This is a genomic window from Terrabacter sp. 01T434, assembly GCF_056398545.1.
The window spans coordinates 278,291-302,435 of record NZ_JBFTPP010000006.1; the positions used below are offsets into that span (position 1 = coordinate 278,291).

Below are 24,145 nucleotides of genomic sequence, written 5' to 3' on the forward strand. Positions count from 1 at the left end.
GGCGCCGCTCCTCGGAGTGGCGCCGTTGACGCCCGCCGGCTCCGGATCGGCGCCTAGCATGTCGTCATGCCGACGAGCCCCCTCCCCGACGTGCCGACCGTCCAGCTCGTCCTCGCCTCCGCCTCCCCCGCGCGTCGCTCGACCCTCCGCGCGGCGGGGATCGAGCCCGTCGTCCTCGTGAGCGGCGTCGACGAGGACCTCACCGTCGCCGAGGCGACGGACCGCTACGGCCTGCTGGGCCCCGGCGACATCGCGTTGCTGCTGGCGCGTGCCAAGGCGGAGGATGTCGCTTCCCGGCTCGACGACCACGCCGTCGTGCTGGGCTGCGACTCGGTGCTCGAGCTCGACGGCGAGGTGCACGGCAAGCCGGGCGACGCCGAGGAGGCCGTGGCGCGGTGGCGTCGGATGCGCGGCCGCTCCGGGGTGCTGCACACCGGACACTGGCTCATCGACGAGCGGAACGGCGGCGGGGCGACCCTCGGCGCGACCGCGTCGACGACCGTCCACTTCGCCGAGGTCTCCGACGAGGAGATCGCCGCCTACGTCGCCACGGGCGAACCGCTCACGGTGGCAGGCGCCTTCACCATCGACGGGCTCGGCGGCGCGTTCATCACGGCTGTCGAGGGCGACCACCACAACGTCGTCGGCCTGTCCCTCCCGTTGCTGCGCGAGCTGCTCGCCGACGCCGGCATCGAGTGGTTCGACGTCGTGGGGTGCGTGCGGCGCCAGCCCGACTGCGGCTGACGGCGCCACGCGGGGCCTCAGGGGTACAGGTCGTCGGTGAGGTTCTCGATGACGAGGTAGTGCTCGGTCCACCACCACATCTGGGCCGCGCCGACGACGACGATGAGCCCGAGCAGCCAGTAGCGGTAGCGCCCCCACCAGCGCAGCTTGAGGAACCACGCGATGACCAGCGTCATCGGGAAGGCGAGCAGGGCGTAGCGCACGCGACTCGGGGTCGTGCTCGTCACGAGGATGATGTAGGCCGGGTAGGCGCCGGCCCAGCCCCAGATCTCCGGACCCCAGCGCCACGAGTTCTTCGAGAGCATGAACCAGGTGAATGCCGCGACACCGAGCACCCCGGCGACCTGACCGATGACGCCCCAGTAGTCGTAGAGCAGGTTCCACCAGAGGTAGAGCTTGATCTTCGTCTCGATGTTCCAGGCGAGCATCGTGTCGTTGTACGCGTTGGGGGTGTCCGTCGCGATCGTGACGATCGTCGGCCAGAGCCACGTCAGGGCGCCGGCGTATGCCGCGAGCGCCCCCAGTCCGACGCGCAGGCGCACCGGGTGCTCTCCCTCGTCACCCTGACGCCAGCGCACGACCCAGTGGGCGACGATGACCGGCACCATGGCGATGACGACGTTGCGGCTCAGCGAGAGCACGAGCAGCGCGAGGACGACCCACCAGTACTGCCGCTTCCGCATCAGCCAGAGCACCGTGACGACGCCGAGCAGGGCGGTGGACTCGGTGTAGGACGCCGAGAACGCCGGGGAGGCGATGAAGAAGCAGGTCGCGACGACGGCGACGATCGCCTCCCAGCGCCCGACCGCCTGGTCGACGAGCTTGAAGAGCACGTGCATCGCGGCGAAACCGATGGCCGTCGACAGCACCGGTGCGACGACGGTGAAACCCAGCCCGGTGACCTTCATGACCAGCCCGGACGTCATGGGGAACACCGGGAAGAACGCCCACGGGTTCATGTCGATGCCGCCCCAGCCGACGCGGGGCAGGACTGCGGGATAGCCGTGTTCGGCGATGACGCGGTACCACTGGCCGTCCCAGCCGGTCATGACGGCGTTGTAGCCGGGGTCCGCCGGGGTGGGGTAGAAGATCCGGATGTTCGCCGTCCCGATGGGCAGCGGGATCTGGTAGCGCGAGAGGTAGGTGGCCGCCACCCAGACGAACAGGCGCGAGACCGCGAAGACGGCGAACGGGAACCAGACCGGGAAGCGTCGCCAGAACGGCTGCTTCGCCTCGACCTCCCGGTCGGGGTGCTCGAGGCGGCGACCGAGACGCGGCTCAGACCGGCGGGACGGCGCGTCGGCGCTCGCTGAAGTGACGGTCACGCCGGGAAGCATAAGCCAGTCGTCGCACGAGGTCCGAGCGCAGTTCATCCGCCTCGATGATGGAGTCGAGCACCAGGTCGGCCGCGAGACGCTCGATGTCGACGTCCTCCTCGTACTCGCGACGGCGGTCCGCGACGAACCGTGCCTGCTCGTCCGGGTCCGCGATCTCGGCGATCTTGTTGGCATAGACGGCGTTGACGGCGGCCTCCGGACCCATGACGGCGATCCGGGCGGTCGGCAGGGCGATGGTCGCGTCGGGTCCGAAGCCGGGACCGCCCATGGCGTAGAGCCCGGCGCCGTAGGCCTTGCGCACGATGACGCAGAACTGCGGCACCGTGGCGGACGAGACCGCGCTGACCATCTTGGCCCCGTGGCGGATGATGCCGCCCCGCTCGACCTCCGAGCCGATCATGAAGCCCGGCACGTCGGCCAGGTAGACGAGCGGCACGTTGAAGGCATCGCACAGCCAGATGAAGCGCGCGGCCTTGTCCGCGCTGTCGGTGAAGAGCACGCCACCCTTGACCATCGAGTTGTTCGCGACGATGCCGACGGTCTGGCCCTCGAGGCGGCCGAAGCCGATGACGAGCTCGCCCGCCCACAGCGGCTTGAGCTCGAAGAAGGAGTCGTCGTCGACGAGCCCGTCTATGACGTCGTGGATGTCGAAGGGCACCGACTCGCGCTCGGGCACGGTCTCGGGGGTGAGCGGCGTGGCCGGTGCCTCGGCGGCATACGTCGGCGGGTGGTCGCGCCAGCTGCCGGGGACGTAGGAGAAGTAGAGCTTGGCCAGCTCGATGGCCTCGGCGTCGTCGTGCGCGAGCAGGTCGCCGACCCCGGAGACGGTGCAGTGCATCCGGGCGCCACCCATCTCCTCGAGGGAGACCTTCTCGCCGACGACCATCTCGGCCATGCGGGGGCTGCCGAGGTACATCGAGGCGTTGCCCTCGACCATGATGATGAGGTCGCAGAAGCTGGGGATGTAGGCCCCGCCCGCGGCGCTCGGACCGAAGAGGCAGCAGATCTGCGGCACCTTGCCCGAGAGCGCCACCTGGTTGTGGAAGATGCGACCGGCGCCGCGGCGGCCGGGGAACATCTCGACCTGGTCGGTGATGCGGGCACCCGCAGAGTCGACGAACCAGAAGACGGGCAGCTCCTCGCGCAGCGCCATCTCGGTGGCGCGGACGATCTTCTCGACCGTGCGCGAGCCCCAGGAGCCGGCCTTGACCGTCGGGTCGTTGGCGATGACGATCGCGGGGCGACCGTCGACGGTGCCACGGCCGGTGACCACGCCATCGGCCGGCAGCCCGGGCTGGAGCGCGTTGGCGTAGCGGCCGTCCTCGACGAAGCTGCCCTCGTCGAAGAGCAGGGCGATGCGGTCGCGGACGTAGATCTTGCCCTGGGCGTCGAGCTTGGCCTGCGCCTTGTCGGGCGCGCTGGCCGACGCGGTGTGGGCCGCGGCGAGACGGGCCCGGACGTCGGCGACGCGCGGGTCGCCGTGGGGGTTCGAGATCGACGCGGCTGCGCTCATGCCGGCAGACCCAGGCCACGGGCGATGAGCATCCGCTGCACCTCGGAGGTGCCCTCACCGATCTCGAGGATCTTGGCGTCGCGGTAGAAGCGTGCGACGGGGAACTCCTCCATGAAGCCGTTGCCACCGAACACCTGCGTCGCGATGCGGGTGGCGGTGACGGCGGCCTCCGTCGAGTAGAGCTTGGCAATGGCGGCGGCCTGCTTGACCTCCTTGACCGAGCGCTTGCCGGCGTGGAGCTCGTCCTTGAGCCAGGCGGCCTTGTACGTCAGCAGGCGCGCGCCCTCGACCATGACGGCCAGGTCGGCCAGCTGGAAGGAGACGCCCTGGTTGACGCCGATCGGACGACCGAAGGCCGTGCGGGTCTTGGCGTAGTCGGTGGCGAGCTCGAGGCACGCCTGGGCGCAGCCGACGGCCAGCGCCGAGATGGCGATGCGACCGTCGTCGAGGGTCTTGAGGAACTGCTTGAAGCCCTGCCCCTCCGCGCCGAGGAGGTGGTCGGCCGGGACGCGGCAGTCCTCGAAGGTGAGGCCGTGGGTGTCGGACACGTGCCAGCCGAGCTTGTGGTAGGCCGGTTCGACGACGAAGCCGGGCGTTCCGGCCGGGACCATGATCGCCGAGATCTGGGGCGATCCGTCCTCGTTCGTGCCGGTGCGCGCGGTGACGGTGACGACCGAGGTGATGTCGGTGCCGGAGTTGGTGATGAACGCCTTCGACCCGCTGACGACCCACTCGTCACCGTCGCGCGCGGCGCGGGTCCGAGTGGCTCCGGCGTCGGAGCCGGCCTCGGGCTCGGTGAGGCCGAAACCGGCGAGCGCGCGGCCCGAGACGAGGTCGGGCAGGAAGCGCTGCTTCTGCTCCTCGGTGCCGTAGGTGAGGATCGGGTTGATGCCGAGGCCGACCCCGGCGGAGAGCGTGATGCCGATGGACTGGTCGACGCGGCCGAGCTCCTCGATGGCGACGCAGAGGCTCGTGAAGTCGCCGGCGTCGCCCGCGCCGCCGAACTCCTCCGGGACGACGAGGCCGAACAGGCCGAGGTCACCCATCTTGGGCACGAGGTCGGTCGGGAAGTAGGCGGCAGCGTCCCACTTGGCGATGTTGGGCGCGACCTCCTTCTCGGCGAAGTCGCGGACGACCATCCGGAAGTCCTCGTGGTCCTGGCTGAGCTCGAACATCGCTGTTCTCCTGAGATCGTCGCCGTCATCATGCGCTCGTGACGCGTGCTTGACGTTGACGTAAACGTAAAGCACTATCGACCTCATGACAAGTGCGCCGACCTGGACCATCGCCGAGGTGGCGGAGGAGTTCGACGTCACGCACCGGACCGTGCGCCACTACGAGGACCTCGGCCTGATCTCCCCCGAGCGCCGTGGGACGCAGCGGATCTACCACCGTCGGGACCGGACGCGTCTCGGCCTCATCCTGCGGGGCAAGCGACTGGGTTTCCCGCTCGAGGAGATCCGCACGATCATCGACCTGTTCGACGCGCCTCGGGGCCGTCGCGCCCAGCTCGAGTACGTCCTCGGCCAGATCGACGAGCGCCGGGCAGATCTCGACCAGCGGCTGCGGGACATCCAGGACGCCATCGCCGAGCTGGGCGAGTTCGAGCGACGATGCCGTGAGGATCTCGACAAGCTCGCGTGACACGATGGGCTCATGAGCGCCGAAGACACGAAGATCTCCGCCTACGCCCACCCCGAGCGCCTCGTCACCACCGACTGGCTCGCGGAGCAGGTCGCGGCCGGCCGGATCGGCGGCCCCGACGGGATCGTGCTGCTGGAGTCGGACGAGGACGTGCTGCTCTACGAGACCGGTCACATCCCCGGCGCCCTCAAGATCGACTGGCACGCCGACCTCAACGACCAGGTGTCGCGCGACTACGTCGACGGCGCCCGGTTCGCCGAGGTGATGGGCTCGCGCGGGATCCGGCGCGACACGACCGTGGTCATCTACGGCGACAAGAGCAACTGGTGGGCGGCCTACGCGCTGTGGGTCTTCAGCCTCTTCGGGCACGAGGACGTCCGGCTGCTCGACGGCGGCCGCGCCAAGTGGATCGCTGAGGGCCGCGAGCTGACCCGTGACGTGCCGACCGCGACGTCGGTGGACTATCCCGTGGCCGACCGGGACGACGCCCCGATCCGGGCGTTCAAGGACGACGTGCTCGCCCACCTCGGCAAGCCACTCGTCGACGTCCGCTCCCCCGGCGAGTACTCGGGTGAGCTGCTGCACATGCCCGACTACCCGCAGGAGGGCGCGATGCGCGGCGGACACATCCCCGGCGCCAAGTCCGTGCCGTGGGCACGCGCGGCCAACGAGGACGGCTCGTTCAAGTCCCGTGAGGACCTCGAGGCGATCTACCTGCAGGAGCAGGGACTCACGCCCTCGGACGACGTGGTCGCGTACTGCCGCATCGGCGAGCGCTCGTCGCACACGTGGTTCGTCCTGACACACCTGCTGGGTTTCGAGGCGGTGCGCAACTACGACGGTTCGTGGACCGAGTGGGGCAACGCCGTACGCGTCCCGATCGAGAGGTGAACCCGTGACCGAGACCGCCCTGCCCGCGTCGCTGGCCGAGATCGCCGAGGACTTCCGCTCGGCCAGCAACGACCTCAAGCTGCAGCTGCTGCTGGAGTTCAGTGACGAGCTGCCCGGCCTGCCCGAGCGGTATGCCGGCCACCTCGACCAGCTCGAACGCGTCGACGAGTGCCAGTCGCCGCTCTTCCTCACCGTCGAGGTGGGTGACGGCGCGTCCCTCGAGGATCGGGTCGTCAGCCTGTTCTTCGACGCGCCCGCCGAGGCCCCGACGACGCGCGGCTTCGCGGGCATTCTCCGTGAGGGCCTCGACGGCCTCTCCGCAGCCGAGGTGCTCGCCGTACCCGACGACGCCCCGATGCGATTCGGCCTCGCGGAAGCGGTGTCCCCCCTGCGCATGCGCGGCATGGTCGCGATGCTCGCCCGCATCAAACGCCAGGTCCGCGCCAAGACSGCCACCTGAGTCAGGTCATCGACGGCGCGCTACGTCACTGCCCCACCCACCGGAGCACCGACGTAGCCGCCAGCACCCCACCGCCCGCCAGGTGACCAGGCCCAGCCGCTACGTCACTGCCCCACCCACCGGAGCACTGACGTAGCCGCCAACCCCTCACCACCCGCTGGGTGACCATGCCGAACTGCTACGTTACTGCCCCACCCACCGGAGCACTGACGTAGCCGCCGACCCCTCACCACCCGCTGGGTGACCATGCCGAACTGCTACGTTACTGCCCCACCCACCGGAGCACTGACGTAGCCGCCGACCCCTCACCACCCGCTGGGTGACCATGCCGAGCCGCTACGTCACTGCTCCACGAGGGGAGGCAGTGACCTAGGTCCCTCGTCCACAGCCCCACCGGTTGCCACCACGCTTGTGGACAACCACGGGTCGACACTCCGGCTGTGTCAGTGGACCGCGTCACGATCGGCGACATGGACATCAGGATCGAGCGGATGCGTGACGGAGTCGCACGCTACGTCATCCGCGCGCGTCGGCTCGCAGACCTGAGCCAACGTGATCTGGCTGCTCGCGTAGGTGTGGCGCCGAGCACGATCGGCCGCTACGAGACCGGAAGCGCGGCGCCATCGCTGCTCCTCTTCGAGGAGATCCTGGATCTGGCTAGCCTTCGGCTCGCGGTCGTGGACGGTGACGGGAACGAGGTGTTTCCCGTGCCGGTCGACACGGTGCGCGACAACCAGGGGCGCCGGTTCCCCGCGCATCTCGACGTGGCGCCCCCGGACGAGGTGCCGTACGAGCGGTGGGCGTTCCCGCGCTACGACCGACCCGACGCGCAGGGCTGGTTCCAGCACCGAACCGCTCGCGACCAGCGTGGTGCCGAGGACGCGCCGCTCCGGGAGCGACCGGCCGACCACCCGACGGAGAACGAGCTCGCCCTGCGACGACGCCTCATGCGCGGCCGACAGCCGCGGGTTGATGCGCCGCCGGCGCCGGATCTCGTGTGTGAGTGCCTCGACGCGTGCTTCGAAGAGGTGTGCGTGACCGAGTGCCCGTGCCAGTGCGAGCCCCGGACCGGCGACCTCTGGCGACGACTCCTCGCTGCCCGGTCGTCAGCCCCCGATGCGAGTGCGGACCTCGTACAGCTCGGGGAAGAAGGTGAGGTCGAGCGCTCGTCGTAGGAAGTCGACGCCCGTCGAGCCTCCGGTGCCCGTCTTCTGCCCGATGGTGCGCTGGACGACCTGGAGGTGACGGAACCGCCACTGCTGGAAGTTGTCCTCGAGATCGACCAGCTCCTCGCACGTCTCGTAGACACCCCAGTGCTCGTTCGGCCGGGCATAGACACCGGCGAAGACGTCGACGAGCCCCTCGTCGAGGCGGTACGGCTGGGTCCAGTCACGGTCGAGGAGGACCGGCGGCACGGCATACCCACGCCGAGCGAGGTAGGCGAGGAACTCGTCGTAGAGGCTCGGCTCGCGCAGGAGCGCGTCCAGGGCGGTGCGGGCGCCCTGGTCGTGCGCGAAGACCGCCACCATGTCGGCGTTCTTGTTGCCGAGCAGGAACTCGACCTCGCGGTACTGCGCCGACTGGAAGCCCGAGCTCGTGGCGAGGAAGGGCCGGATCTCGGCGTACTCACTCGGCGTCAGCGTCGCGAGCACCGACCACTGGTCCGTGAGCGTGTGCTGGATGTGCTTGACCCGGGCGAGCCGTTTCAGGGCCGGGCCCAGCTGGTCGTCGCGGAGCAGGTTCCTGGCTGAGCGCAGCTCGTGGATCAGCAGCTTGAGCCACAGCTCGGACGTCTGGTGCTGGATGATGAAGAGCAGCTCGTCATGCTGCGGCGGCTCGCTCAGCGGTTGCTGAGCACTGAGCAGCGTGTCGAGGCGGAGATAGTCGCCGTAGGACATCTTGCGCGTGAAGTCGCGCTGGATACCCTCCTCCAGGTCGCGCTTGCTGCGCCGGTCCAGTCCGCCGTGGGCACCGTTGTCCATGCCCGCGATCCTAGGGGCCGGGTCAGCGCGAGCGCGGGCGGATGCTCACGAGGTGCGAGACGACGCCCGGCACCCATCCGGTCTCACCGCGCATCCACCGGGCGCCGACGAGGTTGTGCGGCACGACCACCGTGTCGGCTCGTGCCGCGACCAGCCCCAGGTCGGTGCCGAACACGTCGGTGACGACCGCCCAGTCCCGGGCGCTGTGGCGGGCCAGGTACTCACCGATGGCAACGGCATACGTCTCGACGATGACGTCGGGGCCCTCGCCCGACCCGCCCTCGTCGGACCACCGCCGGAAGGCGGCGTCGTAGTGGGACCCGATGGACGAGAGGTCGTCGACGTCCACGCCCTCCGCAGCCGCGTGCTCGAGTGCGGTGGCGATGCGGGCGCGCTCGTCGTCGCCGAGCGGGTTGGCGACCGGCCGGCCCGTGAAGTCGGGGGTCAGCGCGTCGTCGCCCTCAGCGGCCTCGAACTCGGCGACCGCGGTCGCGTCCGTCGGCACAGAGGTGTCGTCCTTGCTCTTCCGCGAGAACAGTCCCATGCCCGCCAATCTAGTGGCTCGGACGCGACCGGGTCAGGTCAGGCGGGTCAGCCGAAGGTGTCCGGGTCGGGGCCGGTGCGGGTGCCGCGGTCGAGCCCGGCCAGCGCCTCGAGGTCGTCGTCGCCGAGGGCGAACCCGAAGATCTCGACGTTCTCGGCGATCCGCGCCGGGGTGACCGACCGCGTCAGCACGACGTTGCCGAGCTCGACGTGCCAGCGCAGGACGAGCTGGGCGGGGGTGACCTCGTGCTTGGCGGCGAGCTGCGCGACGACCGGGTCGTCGAACAGGCCGGCGCGGACGGCCAGCGGGCTCCACGCCTCGGTCACGATGCCGTGCTCGGCATGGAAGGCGCGCAGCTCGCGCTGCTGGAGGTAGGGGCTCAGCTCGATCTGGTTGACCGAGGGCAGCACGCCGGTCTCGTCGAGCAGTCGCTGCAGGTGCGGCACCTGGAAGTTGCAGACCCCGACGGAGCGGACCCGCCCCTCGCGCTGGAGGTCGAGCATGGCCTTCCACGCGTCGACGTAGGCGTCCTGCTGCGGCGCCGGCCAGTGGATCAGGTAGAGGTCGAGGACGTCGATCCCGAGGCGCTTCATCGAGGCGTCGAAGGCGGCCGGGACGTCCGCGTGGTCGTCGTTCCAGACCTTCGTGGTGACGAAAACGTCGTCGCGGTCGACGTCCTCGCGGCCGAGGACACGGCCGACGCCCTCCTCGTTGCCGTAGATGCGCGCCGTGTCGATGTGCCGGTAGCCGACCTCGAGGGCGCGGCCGAAGGCGGCGTCGACGTCCGCGTCCGGGACCTCCCAGACACCGAAACCGACCTGCGGGATGGACAGGCCGGGGGTGGAGGCGTGGCCGAGAGCGAGCGTGGGTGCTGACTGGTGTGTCGTCATGCCACTCACGCTAGGTCGGCGCTGGCACCGGTGATGTGCCGGACCTCACTCTGAGACGACCGGGAATACGCCTGAGGACACAGGGGCGACGCGACGTCGGCCCGATAGAGTCCGAGCCATGCCATCCATCAGCAAGGTCCTGATCGCAAACCGTGGTGAGATCGCCGTCCGCATCGCGCGGGCGTGCACGGACAGCGGGATCGCCTCGGTGGCGGTCTACGCCGAGCCGGACCGGGATGCCCTGCACGTCAAGGTCGCCGACGAGGCGTACGCCCTCGGGGGCTCGACCCCCGGTGAGAGCTACCTCGTCCAGGAGAAGCTGCTCGACATCGCCCGCCGGGCCGGCGCCGACGCCGTGCACCCCGGCTACGGCTTCCTCGCCGAGAACGCGTCGTTCGCCCAGGCCGTGATCGACGCAGGGCTCATCTGGATCGGCCCCGGGCCCGAGGCGATCGACTCCCTCGGCGACAAGGTCAAGGCGCGCCACATCGCGACCAAGGCCGGCGCCCCGCTCGTGCCCGGCACGAAGGACCCGGTCTCCGGCGCCGACGAGGTGGTGGAGTTCGCCAAGGAGCACGGCCTCCCGGTGGCGATCAAGGCGGCATACGGCGGCGGCGGCCGCGGCCTCAAGGTCGCGCGCGCCATGGAGGAGATCCCCGACCTCTACGAGTCGGCGGTGCGCGAGGCCGTGACGGCCTTCGGCCGCGGCGAGTGCTTCGTCGAGCGCTTCCTCGACCACCCGCGCCACGTCGAGACCCAGTGCCTGGCCGACCAGCACGGCAACGTCGTCGTCGTCTCGACCCGCGACTGCTCGCTCCAGCGCCGCAACCAGAAGCTCGTCGAGGAGGCTCCGGCGCCGTTCCTCACCGAGGAGCAGCACACCGAGCTGCTGCGCGCGAGCAAGGCCATCCTCAAGGGGGCCGGCTACGTCGGCGCCGGCACGTGCGAGTTCCTCGTCGGGCCGGCCGGTGACATCAGCTTCCTCGAGGTCAACACCCGCCTGCAGGTCGAGCACCCCGTGACAGAGGAGGTCACCGGCATCGACCTCGTGCGCGAGCAGTTCCGCATCGCCAACGGCGAGTCCCTCGACTACGGCGACCCCGAGCCGCACGCCCACTCGATCGAGTTCCGGATCAACGGCGAGGACGCCGGCCGCGGCTTCCTGCCCGCTCCGGGCACCGTGAGCCGGATGGTCGTGCCGCACGGGCCGGGCGTGCGCTGGGACGCTGGCATCGTCGAGGGCGACACCGTCGCCGGGGCGTTCGACTCGATGATCGCCAAGCTCGTCATCACCGGACGCACCCGCGAGCAGGCCATCGAGCGCGCCCGCCGCGCCCTGGCCGAGCTGACCATCGAGGGCATGCCGACCGTCGTCCCGTTCCACCGTGCGGTCGTGGCCGACCCGGCCTTCGCGCCGGCCGACGGGAAGCCCTTCTCGATCCACACCCGCTGGATCGAGACCGAGTTCGACAACACCATCGAGCCGTATGCCGGGGGCTCGGCCGACGCGGACGAGGCCGAGGAGCGCCAGACCTTCGTCGTCGAGGTCGGTGGCAAGCGCCTCGAGGTCTCGCTGCCCGGGGGCCTCTCCCTCGGTGGTGGCGGCGGCGTGGCCGCGGCGAAGAAGAAGGCGCCCAAGCGGTCCGGTGGCGGCAAGTCCGGGGGCGCCGCTTCCGGCGACTCGCTGACGGCCCCGATGCAGGGCACCATCGTCAAGATCGCCGTCGAGGAGGGCGCGACCGTCGCGGCGGGCGACCTCGTCATCGTCCTCGAGGCGATGAAGATGGAGCAGCCGATCACCGCCCACAAGGCCGGGGTCGTGTCGGGGCTCACGGCCGCGGTCGGCGAGACCGTCACGTCGGGCGCGGTGCTCGCCGAGATCAAGGACGCCGGCGAGGGCTGAGCGCCGCTACACCTGGACGACGACGAAGGGCCGACCCGCCGTGTAGCGGGTCGGCCCTCGTCACGTGGTCCGCCGTCGGTGAGAGCGGACCCTGCTCAGCCCCGGTCCGCGGGCGGGATCTCCGACGGGCCGGGGCTCCCGGGCACGTGCGGGTCGACGGGGGCGGGATCGTTCGGGTCGACCGGGGGCATCGGCTCGACGGGCCCGGGCCCGGGGCCGGGCTCCGGCGTCGGGACCGGCCCGGGCTCCGGGACCGGCTGCGGTGTGGCCGGTGGCTGCGGGGTGCCCGGCGGTGCGGGCGGGACGGGCGGCTCCGGAGCAGCCGGCGGGATCGTGCCCTCGGCGTCGGGCGGCAGGCCGAGCGTCTCCTTCAGCTTGTCGCTGCCCTGGTCGACCTGGTCGGCGTACTTGCCGGCCGTGCGCTCGTTGATGAGCTCCTCGGCCTTGTCGAGTCCCTGCTGGGCCTGCTCGGGATGGCCTTTGACGAAGTCCTTGGCCTTCTGGATCCAGTCGCTCACTGCGTGTGCCTCCACGGTCCGACCTGCTCAGGACCGCCGTCCGACGGCCGGAGGCGACCCTGACGTGACGACGACGCCGTCACGGCTCGACGCTACGCCTCTGGCACACTTCTCATGTGCTTGCGACCCTCCCGACCGCGACGACCGCCCAGCCCGTCTTCTCGGTGACGAACCTCGTCATCCTCGTCATCCTCGGCGCGATCTTCTACCCGCTCCAGAAGAAGCTTCGCGAGTCGGCGTCCCGTCGCCGGCGCGAACGTTGGGCCGAGGAGGATCGCCTCGCCGAGCTCGAGCGCGAGGAGCGTGACCGGCCGCCGTCGACGGATGAGCCCGGCTGATCAGTCGGACTGGTGCAGCTGGCGCGCGGCCTCGGCGATCGAGCCGGACAGCGACGGGTAGACCGTGATGGTGCTCGACACCTGGTCGACGCTGAGCCGGTTCTGCACGGCGAGCGCCACGGGGTAGATCAGCTCGGACGCCTTGGGGGCCACGACGACGCCGCCGAGCACCGTGCCGTAGCCCTTGCGGCAGAAGAGCTTGACGAAGCCGTCGGAGATGCCCTGCATCTTGGCGCGCGGGTTGCGGCCGAGCGGCAGCGTCACGGACTCCACGTCGGGGGACTCGTCGGCGGCGTTCTGGCTGATGCCGACGGTCGCGATCTCGGGCTCGGTGAAGACGTTGGCGGCGACCCCGCGCACGTTGAGGGGCGACACGGCGTCGCCGAGCGCGTGCCACATGGCGATGCGACCCTGCATGGCCGCCACGGACGCCAGGGGCAGCACCCCCGTGCAGTCGCCGGCGGCATACACCCCCGGGGCGCTGGTGCGCGAGACCCGGTCGACCTGGATGTGCCCGGAGGGGCTGAGCTCGACACCGGCCTCCTCGAGACCCAGTCCCGCCGTGTTGGGCACGGACCCGACGGCGAGCAGGGCGTGCGAGCCCTCGACGGTGCGCCCGTCGACGAGAGTGACGACGACGCCGTCGGCAGTGCGCTCGACCGAGGCGGCCCGCGACTTGTTGAGCACCTCCATGCCGCGCTTGCGGAAGACGTCCTCGATGACGGTGGCGGCGTCGGCGTCCTCGCCCGGCAGCACCCGGTCGCGGGACGACACGAGGACGACCTGCGAGCCGAGGCCGAGGTAGGCCTGAGCGAGCTCGGCGCCGGTGACGCCGGACCCGATGACGACGACGCGCTCGGGCAGCTCGTCGAGGGAGTAGATCTGCTGCCAGGTCAGGATCCGCTCGCCGTCGGGACGCATCGTGTCCATGACCCGGGGTGCGGCGCCGGTGGCGAGGAGGACGACGTGGGCGGGCAGCTCGCTCGTCGTGCCATCCGCGAGCTCGGCGACGACGCGCTCGCGGCCCACGATCCGGGCCGTGCCGCGCAGCACGGTGACGCCGACCTGCTCGAGGCTGCCCTGGATGTCGGCGCTCTGCGCGGCGGCGAGCTCGAGGATCCGGCCGTTGACGGTGTGCGGCTGGGCAACGGCATCGGAGACCTCGTCGCCGTCGTCGTCCTGCAGCCGCACACCGAGGTGTGACGCCGTCCGGAAGTCGGACATGTAGTCGGCGGTGGCGATGAGGGCCTTGCTCGGCACGCAGTCGGTGAGCACGGCGGCCCCGCCGAGGCCGTCCTTCTCGACGACGGTGACCTGGGCGCCGAGCTGGGCGGCGACGAGGGCCGCCTCGTAGCCTCCGGGGCCGCCGCCGATGATGACAACCGACGTCTCGCGCGTGATCACGGGGTCCATCCAACCATCCCGGGGAGCGGCGCCGACCGGGCCCCGGAGGCTGCCGAGGATTCGTGCCGGCGCGCGGACGACCTCGCTAGAGTCCTCAGCGTGACCCGTTCCCACCGTGATCTCAGTGACCCCGCCACCGACCCCTTCGACGTCGCCGCCGACGCGGCCGCCGTCATCGCGGAGCGCACCGGCGTCGACCACCACGACGTCGCGCTCGTGCTCGGCTCGGGGTGGGGCCAGACGGCCGACCTCATCGGCGAGACGCTCGCGACGGTCGACAACGCCGACGTGCCGGGCTTCCACGCGGCCGCCGTCGCGGGCCACTCGGGCAGCATGCGCTCGGTCGCCATCGGTGACACCGGGCGGCGCGCCCTCGTCTTCGGCACGCGCACCCACTTCTACGAGGGCCGCGGCGTGCGCGCCGTCGTCCACGGGGTGCGCACGGCCAAGGCCGCGGGGTGCCGGACCGTCGTGCTCACCAACGGCTGCGGCGGCCTCAACCCGGCGTGGCGTCCCGGCACCCCGGTCCTCATCCGCGACCACATCAACCTCACGGCCCACTCCCCGATCGAGGGCGCCAACTTCGTCGACCTCACCGACCTCTACACGCCGCGCCTGCGCGACATCGCCCGCGAGGTGGACGGCGACCTCGACGAGGGCGTCTACGTCCAGTTCCGCGGGCCGCACTACGAGACGCCGGCCGAGGTGCAGATGGCCAAGGTGATCGGCGGCGACCTCGTCGGCATGTCCACGACGCTCGAGGCCATCGCGGCCCGCCAGAGCGGCCTCGACGTGCTCGGCATCTCGCTCGTGACCAACCTCGCCGCCGGGATCTCCGACCAGCCGCTCAGCCACGCCGAGGTGCTCGAGGCGGGCCAGGCGGCCGCCGAACGTTGCGGGCGCCTGCTCGCCGACGTCGTGGGTCGCCTCTGATGACCACTCCCGACACCGCCGAGACGTTGTATGCCGCCGCGCGGGCCTGGCGCGACGACGACCCCGACCCGACGACGCAAGCCGAGCTCGACGCCGTCCTCGCCCGCGCGTCGGAGGGCGACGAGGTGGCGGCTGCCGACCTCGCCGACCGCATGTCGGGCCTGCTCGAGTTCGGCACGGCCGGGCTGCGTGGCGCCCTCGGCGCCGGCCCCAACCGGATGAACCGCAGCGTCGTCATCCGAGCGGCAGCCGGCCTCACGGCATACCTCAAGGACGAGGGCCGGGCCGGCGAGTCGCCGACGGTCGTCATCGGCTTCGACGCGCGTTACAACTCCGACGTCTTCGCCCGCGACACCGCAGCCGTCGTCGTCGCCGCCGGGGGCCGCGCGCTGCTGCTCCCCCAGCCGCTGCCGACCCCCGTCCTCGCCTTCGCCATCCGCCACCTCGGCGCCGACGCCGGCGTCATGGTCACCGCGAGCCACAACCCGCCGCAGGACAACGGCTACAAGGTCTACCTCGGGGACGGCAGCCAGATCGTGCCGCCGGCAGACAGCCAGATCGCCGCCCACATCGCGCGGGTGGAGCGGGTGGCCGACGTGCCGCGCGCCGCAGACGGGTGGAAGACGCTGGGCGACGACCTCGTCGAGCACTACGTCGACGCCGTCGTGAGCGTCATCGACCCCGCCTCACCCCGAGACCTGCGCACGGTCCACACGAGCCTGCACGGCGTCGGCCACACGACGGTGCACACCGCCTTCGTCCAGGCCGGCTTCCCGGCTCCGGTCGTCGTCGACGAGCAGGCGGTGCCCGACCCGGACTTCCCGACCGTCGCCTTCCCCAACCCCGAGGAGAAGGGCGCGATCGACCTAGCGCTCGCCCGCGCCCGTGCGGTCGGGTGCGACCTCGTCATCGCCAACGACCCCGACGCCGACCGGTGCGCGGCGGCGGTCCTGGACCCGGCGCTCGGGGACTGGCGGATGCTGCGCGGCGACGAGGTCGGCGCGCTGCTCGGGGCGCACATCGTGCGACGGGGCGTCTCGCGGCGCGACGTCTTCGCCAACTCGATCGTGTCCTCGCGCCTGCTCGCGTCGATCTCCAAGGCGGCCGGGCTGCGCCACGAGGAGACCCTGACCGGCTTCAAGTGGATCTCGCGGGTCGACCGCCTGCGCTACGGCTACGAGGAGGCCCTCGGCTACTGCGTCGCGCCGCAGATCGTGCGCGACAAGGACGGCGTCAGCGCCGCCCTGCTGCTCGCCGAGCTCGCGGCCACGCAGAAGGCCGGGGGCCGCACCCTCACCGACCTGCTCGACGAGCTCTACGTCGAGCACGGGGTGCACGCCACCGACTCCTTCTCCGTGCGGGTGTCGGACCTCGCCCAGACGGAGACGCTCATGGCCCGCCTCCGGGCCGAGCCGCCGACGACCGTGGCCGGCGTCGAGGTCACCCGCACCGACGACCTGAGCCGCGGGGACGGCGGGCTGCCGCCGACCGAGGGGCTGCGCTACCACCTCGCCGACCGCTCCCGGGTCATCGTCCGTCCGAGCGGCACCGAGCCCAAGGTCAAGGTCTACCTCGAGGTCATCGAACCCGTCGCGACGGCGGCCACGCTGGCGGAGTCACGCGCGGTGGCCGAGACCCGTCTCGCCCGTGTCCGCGCCGACTTCGAGGCCCTGACGTCCCTCTGAGGGGTGCCACCTGCGTACGCCCCTGATGTGGGCGTGCGCGGGCGGCGAGGTCAGACGACGAAGGTCCCGAGGACGAAGAAGGCGGTGGCGGCCAGCAGCAGGCCGACGGCCACCGGGTCCCACGTCTGGTGGGCGATGCGCGGGGTGCGGCCGTCCTTGCGCCTGCGATCGGCGCCGATGCGCTCCTCGACCTCGGCGGCGACCGCCTGCGCCTCGACCTTCGAGGTCGACGGCGTCTCGGTGGTCCCCTTGCCGCGGACCTTGTTGGCCCCGAGGGTCAGCAGGCCGCGCCCGTGCCTCGGCCGACCGGGATCGGCCGGAACCCCCCACGCGGTGTAGCGCCGGCCCTCGACGACGAGCTCGAGCGCCCAGCGCGAGCGGACCTCGGTGATGGCCGGCCACGTGACGTCGACCACGCGCAGCGGGTTGACGAGACGGATCCCCTCGGCGTGGATGACGGCGCAGGGCCGGACGACGAAGAGCCAGATCAGCACGAGGGCGAGCACGACGGTCGAGATGAGGGTCCAGCTGCGTGGCGCGGTGAGCAGGGCCGGGATGAGCAGGGCGAGCCCGGCGAGGCCGCCGAGGACGCCGACGACGACCGCGGACTGGGGACGCAGGGTCCGCGCGTCGCGCAGCTCAGGCTCACGGTCGGCACGCTCGGGCTCCGTGACGGGCGGCTCGGCCGGCGGCTCGGCGGGCGGCTGGGGCACTTCGGGACTCACGGTCAGACTCTCTCACGCGTCACGGCCCGTCTCATCAGGCGGATAGACTCCGGTGGTGACAGTTAGCACCACGACGCGCACCGCGCAGGACCTCACCGCCCAGGCGCGGGACGTCCTCGGGGTGTCACGCCTGACCAACCATGCCCTGACCTCGTGGCTGCACGGCCTGCCCGGTGTCGACCAGGTCGGCTGCGAGGCGCGTGCCGCCGCGCTCGGCACCCGCTCGGTCAAGACGACGAGCAAGGCCTGGGCCATCGATACCGCCATCGGGATGATCGACCTGACGACGCTTGAGGGCTCCGACACCGTCGGCAAGGTGCGATCGCTGTGCGCCAAGGCCCTCGTGCCCGACCCGCTCGACCCGACGACGCCCCGGCCCGCGGCCGTCTGCGTCTACGGCGACATGGTCGCCACCGCGAAGGCGGCCCTCGGCGACAGCGGCATCCACGTGGCGGCCGTCGCGACGGCCTTCCCCTCGGGCCGCGCGAGCATGGCCGTCAAGCTCGCCGACACCCGCGACGCCGTCGAGGCCGGCGCCGACGAGATCGACATGGTCATCGACCGGGGCGCGTTCCTCTCGGGCGACCACCTCACGGTCTTCAACCAGATCGCCGAGGTGAAGGCCGCCTGCGGCACCGCCCACCTCAAGGTGATCATGGAGACCGGCGAGCTCGTCACCTACGACAACGTCCGCCGCGCGTCCTACCTCTCGATGCTCGCGGGCGCCGACTTCATCAAGACGTCCACCGGCAAGATCCAGCCCGCGGCCACGCTGCCCGTCACCCTGATCATGCTCGAGGCCGTGCGCGACTGGCGCGACCTCACGGGCAGCCAGGTCGGCGTCAAGCCGGCGGGCGGCATCAAGACCACCAAGGACGCCATCAAGTACCTCGTCATGGTCAACGAGATCGCCGGCGACGACTGGCTCTCGCCCGAGTGGTTCCGCTTCGGGGCCTCGAGCCTGCTCAACGACCTCCTCCTGCAGCGCCAGAAGCTCACCACGGGTGCCTACTCCGGCGCCGACTACGTGACGATCGACTGACCCGCTCCCCACGACAGCGCCTCACACGACCGCGCCCACGAAAGACATCCTGATGCCGAAGTTCGAGTACGCCCCCGCGCCGGAGTCGCGCGCCATCGTCACGATCGAGAAGTCCTACGGCCTCTTCATCGACGGCGGCTTCACGCGCCCCAAGGCGACCTTCCCGACGATCAACCCCGCGGACGAGACGGTCCTCGCCGAGGTGAGCCAGGCCGGCCCCAAGGACGTCGACAAGGCCGTCGCGGCCGCCCGGCGCGCCTATGACGGCGTCTGGGGCCGGATGAGCGGCGCCGAGCGGAGCAAGTACCTCTTCCGCATCGCCCGCATCCTGCAGGAGCGCGCCCGCGAGTTCGCCGTGCTCGAGTCGCTCGACAACGGCAAGCCGATCAAGGAGACGCGCGACTTCGACGTCCCGACGGCCGCCGCGCACTTCTTCTACCACGCGGGCTGGGCCGACAAGCTGGAGTATGCCGGCCTCTCCACTCCCGGGAGCGCCCCCGCTCGCGCGCACGGCGTCGTCGGGCAGATCATCCCCTGGAACTTCCCGCTGCTCATGCTCGCGTGGAAGGTCGCGCCGGCCCTGGCCACCGGCAACACCGTCGTGCTCAAGCCCGCCGAGACGACGCCGCTCAGCGCCCTGCTCTTCGCCGAGGTCTGCCAGCAGGCCGAGCTGCCCGCCGGTGTCGTCAACATCGTCACCGGCGACGGACGCACGGGCCAAGCGCTCGTCGAGCACCCGGACGTCGACAAGATCGCATTCACCGGCTCGACCGAGGTCGGCAAGACCATCGCCCGGTCCATCGCCGGCACGGCCAAGAAGGCGACCCTCGAGCTCGGCGGCAAGGCCGCGAACATCATCTTCGACGACGCCCCGATCGATCAGGCCGTCGAGGGCATCGTCGGCGGCATCTTCTTCAACCAGGGCCAGGTCTGCTGCGCCGGGTCGCGCCTGCTCGTGCAGGAGAACATCCACGACCAGGTCATCGCCAAGCTCAAGCGGCGGCTCCAGACGCTGCGCGTCGGCGACCCGCTCGACAAGAACAGCGACCTCGGCGCGATCAACTCGCGCGAGCAGCTCGACCGCATCACGGCCCTTGTCGACGCGGGTGTCGCCGAGGGCGCCGAGCGGTGGAGCCCGGCCTGCACGCTGCCGACCAAGGGCTTCTGGTACCCCCCGACGCTGCTCACCGGCGTCTCGCAGACCCACCGGGTCGCGACGGAGGAGATCTTCGGGCCGGTGCTGACCGTGCTCACCTTCCGCACGCCCCAGGAGGCGGTCGCAAAGGCGAACAACACGGCATACGGCCTCTCCGCGGGCGTCTGGACCGAGAAGGGCTCGCGCATCCTCTGGATGGCCGACCAGCTCAAGGCCGGCGTCGTCTGGGCCAACACCTTCAACCGCTTCGACCCCAGCTCGCCCTTCGGCGGCTACAAGGAGTCCGGGTACGGCCGCGAGGGCGGTCGGCACGGGCTGGAGGCCTACGTGACCACTGCCCCTGCGACCCTGACGGGAGCCACCCGATGAGCCGCCTCGACGTGCGCAAGACCTACAAGCTCTACATCGGCGGGAAGTTCCCCCGCAGCGAGTCCGGCCGCTCGTACGAGGTCGTCTCGGCCTCCGGACAGTTCCTCGCCAACGCCTCGATGGGCTCGCGCAAGGACGTGCGCGACGCGGTCGTCGCCGCCCGTGGCGCGTTCCCGGGCTGGGCGGGAGCCACCGCGTTCAACCGCGGGCAGGTGCTCTACCGCGTCGCCGAGGTGCTCGAGGGGCGCCGGGCCCAGTTCGTCGACGAGATCAGCGCCGGCGAGGGCCTCACGTCCCGCGCGGCCTCCGCCGTCATCGACGCCGCGGTCGACCGCGTCGTCTGGTATGCCGGGTGGACCGACAAGATCGCCCAGGTGCTCGGCAACCTCAACCCGGTCGCGGGGCCCTACTTCAACGTCTCGGCGCCCGAGCCGACCGGAGTCGTGGGCGTGCTTGCGCCGCAGGCCTCCTCGCTGCTCGGGCTCGTCTCGGTCGTCGCCCCGGTCATTGCCACGGGCAACACCGCGGTCGTCGTCACGTCGGCCGACCGGCCGCTGCCGGCCATCACCTTCGGCGAGGTGCTCGCGACCTCCGACGTCCCGGGCGGCGTCGTCAACCTCATCACCGCGCGCACCGCCGAGGTCGCCTCGTGGCTCGCCTCCCACCGCGACGTCAACGCCATCGACCTGACCGGTGTCGCCGGCGCCGAGGGCGTCAACTGGGCCGCCCTCGAGGCGGACGCGGCCGGCAACCTCAAGCGCGTCCTGCGGCCCACCGTGCAGGACGGCGACGCCGTCGAGCCCGACTGGACCGCCGATCCGGGCCTGTCCCGCATCCGCGCCTTCGTCGAGACGAAGACCGTCTGGCACCCCAAGGGTCTCTGAACCGGTGGGTGGAGGCGAGGCGTCGGTCGACCACCGCAGCGGTGGTCCCGAGGGTGACCCACCCGGGCGCCCCGGGCGGCGCCGCGTCATCCTCCTGACCGGTCCCAGCGGGGCCGGCAAGAGCCGCCTGTCCGCTCGGCTCAGCGCCGCGCACGGGTGGCCCGTCGTGCGCCTGGACGACTTCTACCGCGAGGACCACGACCCGAGGCTGCCCCGCTCGCCCCTGGGGATCCCGGACTGGGACCACCCCGACTCCTGGGACACGGAGTCCGCGGTCGACGCCCTCCGTCAGCTCGTCGACGAGGGCCGGGTCGAGGTGCCCGTCTACGACATCGGCGCGTCCGCGGTGACGGGCCGGCACGTGCTCGAGGCGCGCCCCACCGACTACGTCCTCGCCGAGGGGCTCTTCGCCGGCCGGCTGGTGGAGCGGCTCCGTCGTGAGGGGTTGCTCGCCGACGCCCTGTGCGTGCGGCAGAACCGCACCCTGACGGCCCTGCGCCGCTTCGTGCGCGACCTGTCCGAGCGACGCAAACCGCCGCACATCCTGCTGCGCCGTGGACTTGCCCTGTGGCGCGACGAGCCCCACGTCGTCGCCGAGGCCCAGGCCGACGGGGCGCGGTGCATCCACCCGCGCCAGGCCGAGGCCGAGCTCGGGACCCTGCTGCGGGCGGGCACCACGCCGTGAGACTCGTCGGCCTGCTCGGCGGGATGAGCTGGGAGTCGAGCGCGGAGTACTACCGCCTGGCCAACGAGCTCGTGCGGGAGCGGGTCGGCGGGCTCGCCTCCGCCCGGCTGCTGCTCCACTCCGTCGACTTCGCCGAGATCGAGCGTCTCCAGGCCGAGGACCGGTGGGACGAGGCCGGCGCGCTGCTCGCGACTGCCGCGGCCGGGCTCGAGGCCGGCGGGGCCGAGCTGCTCGTCCTGTGCACCAACACGATGCACCGGGTGGCTCCCGCCATCGAGGCTGCGGTCTCGATCCCGCTGCTGCACATCGGTGACGTGACGGCTGCCGCGGTGCGCGCGGCGGCCATCGGCCGGGTGGGCCTGCTCGCGACGGCATACACGATGGAGCAGACGTTCCTACGTGACCGTCTCGCCAGCCACGGGCTCACGGTCATCGTCCCCGACGCCGAGGACCGCGGTCTGGTCCACCGCGTCATCTACGACGAGCTGTGCCTCGGCATCGTCACCGAGGAGTCCCGACAGGCCTACCGCCAGGTGATCGGACGGCTGGTCGCCGCCGGCGCGGAGGGGATCATCCTCGGCTGCACGGAGATCGAGCTCCTTGTGGACGAGTCCGACTCGGCCGTGCCCGTCTTCCCGACCACCCGCCTGCACGTCGAGGCCGCGATGACAGCGGCGCTCGATCCCGCCTGACGGCGCCTGTCGTGTGCCGAGGCCGCCGGGCCGAGGTGACGGCGGGTGCGTCAGTAGCCGAGGGCGGCATACCCCGGCTTGATGACGCCGTCGATGAGCTCGAGACGCTCGTCGAAGGGGATGAAGGCCGACTTCATCGCGTTGATGGTCACCCAGCGCAGGTCCTCGAGCGTCCAGCCGGCCTCGTCGCAGAGCAGCGTGGCCTCCCTGGTCATCGATGTGTCGCTCATGAGGCGGTTGTCGGTGTTGAGGGTGACGCGGAAGCGCAGGCGGCGCAGGAGCGTGACCGGGTGCAACGCAATGGACAGGGCCGCCGAGGTCTGCAGGTTGCTGCTGGGGCACATCTCCAGAGGGATGCGCTTGTCCCGCACGTAGGCCGCGAGCCGACCCAGGCGCACCCGATCGAGCTCCAGCGACGTCAGCGCCGCCGGGTCGTCCTGGTTGCCCTCGACCCACTCGGCAAAGGGCGAGCCGTCGATGGTGATGTCGTCGACGATGCGCACCCCGTGGCCGAGCCGATCCGCGCCGCACCACTGGATGGCTTCCCAGATCGACGGCAGGCCGAAGGCCTCCCCCGCGTGGATGGTGAAGTGGAAGTTCTCGCGACGGAGGTACTCGAACGCGTCGAGGTGACGGGTGGGTGGGTAGCCCGCCTCGGCTCCGGCGATGTCGAAGCCCGAGACGCCCTGGTCGCGGTAGCGGATCGCGAGCTCGGCGATCTCGGTGGACTTGGCGGCGTGCCGCATGGCCGTCAGCAGCGACGTCACCCGGATGGGGTGGCCCGCAGCTGCAGCCTTGGCCTCGCCGTCGCGCAGGCCGGCGTTGACCGCCTCGACGACGCCCTCGAGCGTCAGGCCACGCGTCAGGTGCTGCTCGGGGGCGTAGCGGCTCTCGGCGTAGACGACGCCGTCGCCGGCGAGGTCCTGCGCGCACTCGCTGGCGACGCGGAAGAGGCCCTCCCGGGTCTGCATGACGGCGAGGGTGTGGTCGAACGTCTCGAGGTAGCGCGGCAGGGAGCCGGAGTCGGCGCTCTCCCGGAACCAGGTGCCCAGCGCCCCGGCCTCGGAGGCCGGAAGGGCGTCGTAGCCGACGTCCGCGGCCAGCTCGATGATGCTCTGCGGACGGAGGCCGCCATCGAGGTGGTCGTGCAGCAGCACCTTCGGTGCCTGTTGCAGGTCGTGGACGCTCATCCGCTGGTTCACGCCTGCGTTCCGGCGGAGTCCTCGTCCCGGTGCACCGTCTCGGGGCTGAAGGCCGGGAGGCAGACCGCGACGTACTCCGCCCCGTCGGGGCCACACGAGTAGCGGATGCGCTCTCCCCCACGCGTGACGACGGACTGTCCGGCGGTCACCTCGAGGGCGCCACCGTCATGGTCGACGATCACCGTCCCCGCGAGAACGAGGGTGATCTCGTCGAAATCGGGGGTCTGGAAGGGCTCGGACCAGCCGGCAGGTGCGACCATGCGGGCCACCGAGACCGACGACTGCAGGCCGGCGGCGGGGGTGTTGACGGCGCCGACGTGCTCGTCGATGACCTTGCCACCGGGAACGGGGATACGGGTCGGAGAGGGGATGAGTTCAGGCACGATCCCAACCCTAGACCTAGGCGGGGGCCCGGGGAAAAGGGTCGGGAAATGCGACAACCCCGCCAGGAGTCCTGGCGGGGTTGTCGTCTTAATGGTTGTCCGGCTGCGTCCTACTCTCCCACACCGTCACCAGTGCAGTACCATCGGCGCTGAAGGGCTTAGCTTCCGGGTTCGGAATGGAGCCGGGCGTTTCCCCTTCGCTATGACAGCCGAAACTCTAT

25 protein-coding genes and 1 rRNA gene are annotated in these 24,145 nt (G+C 71.3%); 14 read left to right on the plus strand and 12 right to left on the minus strand.

Translation table 11 applies throughout. The annotated features are described in order from the left end of the window. Positions 1 to 66: 66 nt before the first annotated feature. Positions 67 to 744, plus strand: a complete 678-nt coding sequence (locus AC1DIW_RS15125; RefSeq protein ID WP_442280583.1) for a Maf family protein — start codon at positions 67 to 69, stop codon at positions 742 to 744. A 17-nt stretch (positions 745 to 761) separates the two neighbouring features. On the opposite strand, the gene AC1DIW_RS15130 is transcribed toward AC1DIW_RS15125, so the two are convergent. Genes AC1DIW_RS15130 through AC1DIW_RS15140 form a run of 3 tightly spaced genes read right to left on the minus strand, consistent with a single transcriptional unit; the run spans position 762 to position 4,769 of the window. Continuing rightward, entirely contained in the window at positions 762 to 2,069 is a 1,308-nt protein-coding gene (locus AC1DIW_RS15130) for a hypothetical protein (RefSeq protein ID WP_478109158.1), read from the minus strand. Further along, positions 2,023 to 3,594 carry an acyl-CoA carboxylase subunit beta gene (locus AC1DIW_RS15135; RefSeq protein ID WP_478109159.1) on the minus strand — a complete coding sequence of 524 codons (1,572 nt, stop codon included), beginning with the start codon at positions 3,592 to 3,594 and terminating at the stop codon, positions 2,023 to 2,025. Before AC1DIW_RS15135 ends, AC1DIW_RS15130 begins: the two co-directional genes overlap by 47 nt. Further along, the gene (locus AC1DIW_RS15140; RefSeq protein WP_478109161.1) at positions 3,591 to 4,769 is read right to left on the minus strand and encodes an acyl-CoA dehydrogenase family protein; all 1,179 of its coding nucleotides are present in this window, start codon (positions 4,767 to 4,769) and stop codon (positions 3,591 to 3,593) included. Before AC1DIW_RS15140 ends, AC1DIW_RS15135 begins: the two co-directional genes overlap by 4 nt. An 85-nt stretch (positions 4,770 to 4,854) precedes the next feature. Between AC1DIW_RS15140 and AC1DIW_RS15145 the strand changes: the two genes are divergently transcribed. The 4 genes from AC1DIW_RS15145 (at position 4,855) to AC1DIW_RS15160 (ending at position 7,764) form a co-directional block, all read left to right on the plus strand. Further along, positions 4,855 to 5,238 carry a MerR family transcriptional regulator gene (locus AC1DIW_RS15145; RefSeq protein ID WP_442280579.1) on the plus strand — a complete coding sequence of 128 codons (384 nt, stop codon included), beginning with the start codon at positions 4,855 to 4,857 and terminating at the stop codon, positions 5,236 to 5,238. 12 nt (positions 5,239 to 5,250) lie between these two features. Next, positions 5,251 to 6,129, plus strand: a complete 879-nt coding sequence (locus AC1DIW_RS15150; RefSeq protein ID WP_478109163.1) for a sulfurtransferase — start codon at positions 5,251 to 5,253, stop codon at positions 6,127 to 6,129. A 4-nt stretch (positions 6,130 to 6,133) separates the two neighbouring features. Next, complete coding sequence (locus tag AC1DIW_RS15155) at positions 6,134 to 6,589, plus strand: SufE family protein (RefSeq protein WP_478109165.1); 456 nt, start codon at positions 6,134 to 6,136, stop codon at positions 6,587 to 6,589. Positions 6,590 to 7,059: 470 nt separating this feature from the next. Next, a complete protein-coding gene (locus tag AC1DIW_RS15160; RefSeq protein ID WP_478109167.1) occupies positions 7,060 to 7,764 on the plus strand; it encodes a helix-turn-helix transcriptional regulator in 705 nt (234 codons plus the stop codon). Here AC1DIW_RS15160 and AC1DIW_RS15165 read toward each other — a convergent pair. Genes AC1DIW_RS15165 through AC1DIW_RS15175 form a run of 3 tightly spaced genes read right to left on the minus strand, consistent with a single transcriptional unit; the run spans position 7,696 to position 10,005 of the window. Further along, complete coding sequence (locus AC1DIW_RS15165; RefSeq protein ID WP_478109169.1) at positions 7,696 to 8,571, minus strand: tryptophan 2,3-dioxygenase; 876 nt, start codon at positions 8,569 to 8,571, stop codon at positions 7,696 to 7,698. The two genes, AC1DIW_RS15160 and AC1DIW_RS15165, sit on opposite strands and share 69 nt — an antisense overlap. A gap of 22 nt (positions 8,572 to 8,593) precedes the next feature. After that, positions 8,594 to 9,115, minus strand: a complete 522-nt coding sequence (locus AC1DIW_RS15170; protein WP_442280574.1) for a DUF3806 domain-containing protein — start codon at positions 9,113 to 9,115, stop codon at positions 8,594 to 8,596. A 47-nt stretch (positions 9,116 to 9,162) separates the two neighbouring features. Continuing rightward, entirely contained in the window at positions 9,163 to 10,005 is an 843-nt protein-coding gene (locus AC1DIW_RS15175; protein ID WP_478109170.1) for an aldo/keto reductase, read from the minus strand. Positions 10,006 to 10,123: 118 nt separating this feature from the next. Here AC1DIW_RS15175 and AC1DIW_RS15180 point away from each other — a divergent pair, with 118 nt between their 5' ends. Further along, the gene (locus AC1DIW_RS15180) at positions 10,124 to 11,908 is read left to right on the plus strand and encodes an acetyl/propionyl/methylcrotonyl-CoA carboxylase subunit alpha (RefSeq protein ID WP_478109172.1); all 1,785 of its coding nucleotides are present in this window, start codon (positions 10,124 to 10,126) and stop codon (positions 11,906 to 11,908) included. 95 nt (positions 11,909 to 12,003) lie between these two features. Here AC1DIW_RS15180 and AC1DIW_RS15185 read toward each other — a convergent pair whose 3' ends face one another. Beyond that, positions 12,004 to 12,426 (minus strand): antitoxin, encoded by a 423-nt coding sequence (locus AC1DIW_RS15185; protein ID WP_478109174.1) that lies wholly within the window; start codon positions 12,424 to 12,426, stop codon positions 12,004 to 12,006. Between the two features lie 116 nt (positions 12,427 to 12,542). On the opposite strand from AC1DIW_RS15185, the gene AC1DIW_RS15190 reads away from it, so the two are divergent. Further along, positions 12,543 to 12,764 (plus strand): hypothetical protein, encoded by a 222-nt coding sequence (locus tag AC1DIW_RS15190; RefSeq protein ID WP_442280570.1) that lies wholly within the window; start codon positions 12,543 to 12,545, stop codon positions 12,762 to 12,764. On the opposite strand, the gene AC1DIW_RS15195 is transcribed toward AC1DIW_RS15190, so the two are convergent. After that, positions 12,765 to 14,177, minus strand: a complete 1,413-nt coding sequence (locus AC1DIW_RS15195; RefSeq protein WP_478109176.1) for an NAD(P)H-quinone dehydrogenase — start codon at positions 14,175 to 14,177, stop codon at positions 12,765 to 12,767. A gap of 90 nt (positions 14,178 to 14,267) precedes the next feature. Between AC1DIW_RS15195 and AC1DIW_RS15200 the strand changes: the two genes are divergently transcribed. Then, positions 14,268 to 15,101 carry a purine-nucleoside phosphorylase gene (locus tag AC1DIW_RS15200; RefSeq protein ID WP_478109178.1) on the plus strand — a complete coding sequence of 278 codons (834 nt, stop codon included), beginning with the start codon at positions 14,268 to 14,270 and terminating at the stop codon, positions 15,099 to 15,101. Then, positions 15,101 to 16,786 carry a phospho-sugar mutase gene (locus tag AC1DIW_RS15205; RefSeq protein WP_478109180.1) on the plus strand — a complete coding sequence of 562 codons (1,686 nt, stop codon included), beginning with the start codon at positions 15,101 to 15,103 and terminating at the stop codon, positions 16,784 to 16,786. Before AC1DIW_RS15200 ends, AC1DIW_RS15205 begins: the two co-directional genes overlap by 1 nt. Positions 16,787 to 16,836: 50 nt before the next feature. Here the strand turns inward: AC1DIW_RS15205 and AC1DIW_RS15210 are convergent, their stop codons facing one another. Next, positions 16,837 to 17,511 carry a PH domain-containing protein gene (locus AC1DIW_RS15210; protein ID WP_478109182.1) on the minus strand — a complete coding sequence of 225 codons (675 nt, stop codon included), beginning with the start codon at positions 17,509 to 17,511 and terminating at the stop codon, positions 16,837 to 16,839. Between the two features lie 55 nt (positions 17,512 to 17,566). Between AC1DIW_RS15210 and deoC the strand changes: the two genes are divergently transcribed. Genes deoC through AC1DIW_RS15235 form a run of 5 tightly spaced genes read left to right on the plus strand, consistent with a single transcriptional unit; the run spans position 17,567 to position 22,339 of the window. Next, positions 17,567 to 18,553: a deoxyribose-phosphate aldolase gene (gene deoC, locus AC1DIW_RS15215; protein WP_442280565.1), complete on the plus strand. Its 987-nt coding sequence runs from the start codon at positions 17,567 to 17,569 to the stop codon at positions 18,551 to 18,553. Between the two features lie 52 nt (positions 18,554 to 18,605). Continuing rightward, entirely contained in the window at positions 18,606 to 20,078 is a 1,473-nt protein-coding gene (locus AC1DIW_RS15220; protein WP_478109183.1) for an aldehyde dehydrogenase family protein, read from the plus strand. Next, positions 20,075 to 20,962: an aldehyde dehydrogenase family protein gene (locus AC1DIW_RS15225; RefSeq protein ID WP_478109185.1), complete on the plus strand. Its 888-nt coding sequence runs from the start codon at positions 20,075 to 20,077 to the stop codon at positions 20,960 to 20,962. The genes AC1DIW_RS15220 and AC1DIW_RS15225 overlap by 4 nt, the downstream gene beginning before the upstream one ends. A 4-nt stretch (positions 20,963 to 20,966) precedes the next feature. After that, positions 20,967 to 21,647 (plus strand): uridine kinase family protein, encoded by a 681-nt coding sequence (locus tag AC1DIW_RS15230; protein ID WP_442280562.1) that lies wholly within the window; start codon positions 20,967 to 20,969, stop codon positions 21,645 to 21,647. Continuing rightward, positions 21,644 to 22,339 (plus strand): aspartate/glutamate racemase family protein, encoded by a 696-nt coding sequence (locus tag AC1DIW_RS15235; protein ID WP_478109187.1) that lies wholly within the window; start codon positions 21,644 to 21,646, stop codon positions 22,337 to 22,339. The genes AC1DIW_RS15230 and AC1DIW_RS15235 overlap by 4 nt, the downstream gene beginning before the upstream one ends. Before the next feature lie 50 nt (positions 22,340 to 22,389). Here the strand turns inward: AC1DIW_RS15235 and AC1DIW_RS15240 are convergent, their stop codons facing one another. The 3 genes from AC1DIW_RS15240 to rrf form a co-directional block, all read right to left on the minus strand. Continuing rightward, positions 22,390 to 23,529 carry an adenosine deaminase gene (locus tag AC1DIW_RS15240; protein ID WP_478109189.1) on the minus strand — a complete coding sequence of 380 codons (1,140 nt, stop codon included), beginning with the start codon at positions 23,527 to 23,529 and terminating at the stop codon, positions 22,390 to 22,392. A gap of 8 nt (positions 23,530 to 23,537) precedes the next feature. Then, positions 23,538 to 23,924 carry a cupin domain-containing protein gene (locus AC1DIW_RS15245; protein ID WP_478109191.1) on the minus strand — a complete coding sequence of 129 codons (387 nt, stop codon included), beginning with the start codon at positions 23,922 to 23,924 and terminating at the stop codon, positions 23,538 to 23,540. Between the two features lie 97 nt (positions 23,925 to 24,021). Continuing rightward, positions 24,022 to 24,138: ribosomal RNA gene (gene rrf / locus AC1DIW_RS15250) — 5S ribosomal RNA — on the minus strand. Between the last annotated feature and the right edge of the window lie 7 nt (positions 24,139 to 24,145).